Raw genomic sequence first — 4,287 nt, forward strand, 5'->3', positions numbered from 1 at the left:
GCCGGCGCTCGCCCGGCGGCCGTCGTTCCAGGTGCCACACCGCGCCGCGCCCGCGCCGCTGCCCGCTTCCCGCTCACCGGCTTCCCGCCTATAGTCCTGCGAAACCACGGGGACGGCAGGAAAAGGCCGGGCAGCATGGCAGGCAGTACGGCGGATCAGGCGCCGCTCAACATCCTCATCGTCGGGCAGTCCGGGCGGCTGCAGTACGAGGCCGTGCTCTTCGCCCTCTCGCTCGATGCCGCCACCCCCGAGGGCCGCACCCGCCTCTTCGTCGCCGAACCACAGCCCGGCCCGCTCTGGGACGCGGACCCACGCATGACCCCCGAAGCCCGCGACATCCTGCGCGACCTCGGCGCACGCATCCTGCCCTTCGAGAGCCGCCACTTCGGCCAGGCCTACCCCTATGGCAACAAGATCGAGGCGCTCTTCGCCCTGCCCCCGGGCGAGGCCTTCGTCTTTTTCGACACTGACACGCTGATCACCGGCGATCTGTCAGAGATCCCCTTCGACTTTTCCCGCCCCACCGCCTCGATGAAGCGCGAGGGCACCTGGCCGAAGATCGAGCTCTACGGGCCGGGCTACACCGAGACATGGCGCTCCCTCTACGACCGCTTCGGGCTCGACTTCGAAAGCTCGCTCGACCCGAGCTGGCCCGACGAATTCTGGCAGCGCTACCTTTACTTCAACGCGGGCTTCTTCTTCCACGCGTGCCCGCAGCGCTTCGGCCAGCGCTTCCTCGAGTATGCTCTGTCGATCAGGGACGACCCGCCCGAGGCGCTGGTCTGCCAAAGCCTCGATCCGTGGCTAGACCAGGTGGTGCTGCCGCTGGTGATCCACAGCCTCGGCGGCGGGCGGGACACCCTGCCCGAGGGGCTGCTCGACGGCAGCCACAGCTGCCACTACCGCGCCATGCCACTGCTCTATGCCCGCGAGAGCGACGACCTCATCGGCTTCCTCGAGGCACTCGCCGCCCCCAACCGCATCAAGAAACTGCTCAGGGACCACGAGCCCTTCCTGCGCTACATCTATCAGGGGCGCGGCGCCAAGGTCCGGGCGATGTTCGACCGCGCCGACCTGCCCCGGCGCGAGCAGGGCATCCGCAACCCGCTGAAACGCGCCGGGCTCTGGATGCGCTGAGCCCGACCTGCCCTTCCCACGCGGAATCCCGCACCCCGCGGCACAAGCCGCTTCGCGATGGCTGCAGACTCATGGTAGGTTGATATCAACCCAAACCACGGAGGAAGTCCCATGAGCACCGCCCCCACGCTTCTTGTCGGCACCACAAAGGGCGCCTTCCTGCTTACCAAGGGCGAGGACGGCTGGGCCGCCGAGGGGCCCTTCTGCAATGGCTGGCCGATCAATCACATGGCGGGCGATGCCAAGACCGGCACGATCTGGGCGGCGGGCGGCAACGAATGGTTCGGCGCCGGGGTGTGGCGCAGGAACGGCGGCGGGAGTGGCAGCGGGACTGGCGGGGGCTGGGAGCTGGCGAAGCTCGCCGGCGGGCAGATGGACGAATGGATGGCCAATGACCCCGAGCTCGCTGCCAGGCTCGGCATGACCGCCTCCGGCCCCGCTCCCTACACCGGCCAGTTGCAGGCGATCTGGTCGCTCAAACCCGCCGATGGCACGCTCTACGCCGGCGGCAAGCCCGCGGCGCTCTATGCCAGCAAGGATGGCGGCGAGACATGGGAGGAAATCGAGAGCCTGCGCAATCACCCCTCCGCCGAAGACTGGATGCCCGGCGCGGCGGGGCTGACCCTGCACACGATCGTTGCCGATCCGGCCGACCCGAAACGCATGTGGCTGGCGATCTCCGCCGCCGGAGTCTTTGCCACCGAGGATGGCGGCGAGACATGGGAGCGCCGCAACCGCCGCTCCAACGCCCCCGCCACCCCCAGCTCCCACCCCGCCGCCGGCGACGGGCAGGAAACCGGGCATTGCGTGCACAACATGGGCCGCGCCGCCGGCGGCGGCGATGTGCTCTACCAGCAGAACCACCACGGCGTGTACCGCTCGCGCGACGGCGGGCGGAGCTGGGACGAGATCACCGAGGGGCTTCCCTCGACCTTCGGCTTTCCGATCGGGCTGCACCCAAGCGACCCCGACACCGTCTGGACCCTGCCGCTCAACGGCGACACCGAGGGCCGCTACCCGCCCGACGCGAAGGCCGCGGTCTGGCGCTCGCGCAATGGGGGTGAAAGCTGGGAGGCCTGCCGCGCGGGGCTGCCACAGCAGGGCTGCTTCTTCACCGTGCTGCGGCAGGCGATGGCGGTGGATGCCGCCGAGCCTGCCGGGGTGTTCTTCGGCACCAACTCGGGCTCGGTCTTCGGCTCCTTCGACGAGGGCGACAGCTGGAGCGAGCTGGCGCGCCACCTGCCCACGGTGCTCTGCGTCGAGGTCATGCCCCGCGTCTGAGCGGTACCCTGTCCCCGCGGGGACAGGGGTCTGAAGGTCTCATGCGGGTTGTCTCGCCCCCACCTGTCCCCGCGGGGACGCGGGTCTTGCCGTCCCCGCGGGGACGGCGATTACTCGGGCGCGCCGCCCAGCTCGAAGACCATGGTGACCTGCGTGCTCACCACCGTCTCGCCCGCTGCGACCGGCACCTTGGCGGCGCGGGCCATCTCCATCATCGGCGCCGGGGCATAGCCGCCGCCCGCCTCGGCGATCGAGAGCACCGGGCCGAGCGTCACCCCTGCGGCCTCGGCCAGCACCCGCGCCTTGTCCATCGCGTCGGCGACGGCGGCGCGGCGCGCGTCCTGCATCACCGGCTTGGGCTCCTGCAGGCCGAAGCTCAGGCCGGAAAGCTGGTTGGCACCATCGTCCAGCACCGCCCCCAGCACCTCGCCGAGCCGGTCCAGATCGCGCACCCGGACGGTGAGAATGTTGCCCGCCTCGTAGCCGGTGATGCCGCGCGCGGTGTTGTTCTCGCCGTTCGACCAGAGCGGCCGCAGCGAAATGTCCGAGCTCTGACGATCCGCCGCGGCGATGCCCAGCTCGTCGAGTCGGGCCAGCAGCGCCTCGGCCACGTTCGAGGCCTCGTCCATGGCGGCGCCGGCCTCGGCGTTCTCGGCGGTGATGCCGAGCGAGACGGTGGCCATGTCGGGCGCCGCGGCCACCTCGCCCTCACCGGTCACGGTGATGCGCGGCTGCGGCGCCTCCTGCGCCTGCGCCAGCGCCGGGGCGGCCAGCGCGAGACAGGTGGCGGCCATGAGGGCGGCGCGGCGGGGAATACTGGTCATAAGCACATCCTTTGGCTTGGAATTCTGCTCACAATGTCGGTAGGGAACCGCCAAACAACAAGGGCCGGGTGCCCCCGGTTCTTCCGCTGAGCAAACTCCTGCTGTAGTCTGCGCGCAAGGAGCCGGAGACTCCCATAGCTCCAAGAGCAGTGCTAGAGACCGCGCATGATACCAGATTTCGCGCTTTCGCTTACATCCGATGGGCTTACCCTGCTGCGCCGCGAGGCCGGCGGATGGCTGGCGCTGGCCGATGCCGATCTTTCGGCGGACGGCTTCGACGCGATGCGGGAACGCGCGCAGGCGCTGGACCCCGCGGGGGCGCAGGTGGCGCTTTTCCTGCCCAACGACCAGGTGCGCTATCTCGAGATGCCCGATCCCGGCACCGAGGCCGATCGCCGCGCCGCGCTCGAGGCCGCGCTTGACGGGGTGACGCCTTACCGGGTCGCGGATCTGGTGCTCGACTGGTCGCTCTCGGGAACCACGCTGCTCGGTGCCGCCGTGGCGCGGGAATCGCTGGAGGAGGCCGAGGCCTACCTGCGCGAGCGTGGCTTCGAGCCGGTGCTCTTCGCCGCCATACCGCCCTCGGGCACCTTCCGCGGCACCGCCTATTTCGGTCCCGCCGACGGCTGGCACGGCGACGCGCCGGAACGCCCGGGCAAGGTGGTATTGCTGCCGCTGGAGGTAACCGCGGAGGCTCAGACCGCAGAGCCGGAGCCCGTGGCAGACCCGCAGACCCTCCCGGACACGCCCGCCGTTGTTCCGCAGGCGCCCGCCCCGGCCGCAACACCGGCACCGCCGGCCCCGGTTGAAGCCCCGGTTGAGACACCACGGGCCGACCCACCTGCGGACCGCGCCTCGCAGATGCCGCCCGCCGAGCCTCCTGCCCCGCCCACCGTGGCGGACCCCGAGCCCTTCTCCGCGCCTGTTCCCTCCGTTCCCCCCATTCCCGAGGCCGCACCCCCGGTGCCGCCGGTCGCGCCGCCTGTCTCGCATCCCGCTCCCGCGTCCGGCGCGCCGAGCTTCAGCAGCGTGCGTGCCAGCCGCG

3 protein-coding genes and 1 pseudogene are annotated in these 4,287 nt (G+C 70.8%); 3 read left to right on the forward strand and 1 reads right to left on the reverse strand.

Annotated features, from left to right (window positions below):
- Positions 1-135: 135 nt before the first annotated feature.
- Both CLG85_RS26830 and CLG85_RS26835 read left to right on the forward strand, forming a co-directional pair.
- Positions 136-1,137, forward strand: a complete 1,002-nt coding sequence (locus CLG85_RS26830) for a GT-B fold glycosyltransferase domain-containing protein (protein ID WP_095883825.1) — start codon at positions 136-138, stop codon at positions 1,135-1,137.
- A 111-nt stretch (positions 1,138-1,248) separates the two neighbouring features.
- Positions 1,249-2,418, forward strand: coding sequence for a VPS10 domain-containing protein (locus CLG85_RS26835; RefSeq protein WP_095883826.1), 1,170 nt, complete (start codon positions 1,249-1,251; stop codon positions 2,416-2,418).
- 110 nt (positions 2,419-2,528) lie between these two features.
- On the opposite strand, the gene CLG85_RS26840 is transcribed toward CLG85_RS26835, so the two are convergent.
- Positions 2,529-3,242 carry an SIMPL domain-containing protein gene (locus CLG85_RS26840; RefSeq protein WP_260350346.1) on the reverse strand — a complete coding sequence of 238 codons (714 nt, stop codon included), beginning with the start codon at positions 3,240-3,242 and terminating at the stop codon, positions 2,529-2,531.
- A gap of 165 nt (positions 3,243-3,407) precedes the next feature.
- Between CLG85_RS26840 and CLG85_RS26845 the strand changes: the two are divergent.
- Positions 3,408-4,287, forward strand: a pseudogene (locus tag CLG85_RS26845) (hypothetical protein); the annotation flags it as partial.

The organism is Alloyangia mangrovi (assembly GCF_002300555.2).
GTDB classification, from domain to species: domain Bacteria; phylum Pseudomonadota; class Alphaproteobacteria; order Rhodobacterales; family Rhodobacteraceae; genus Salipiger; species Salipiger mangrovi.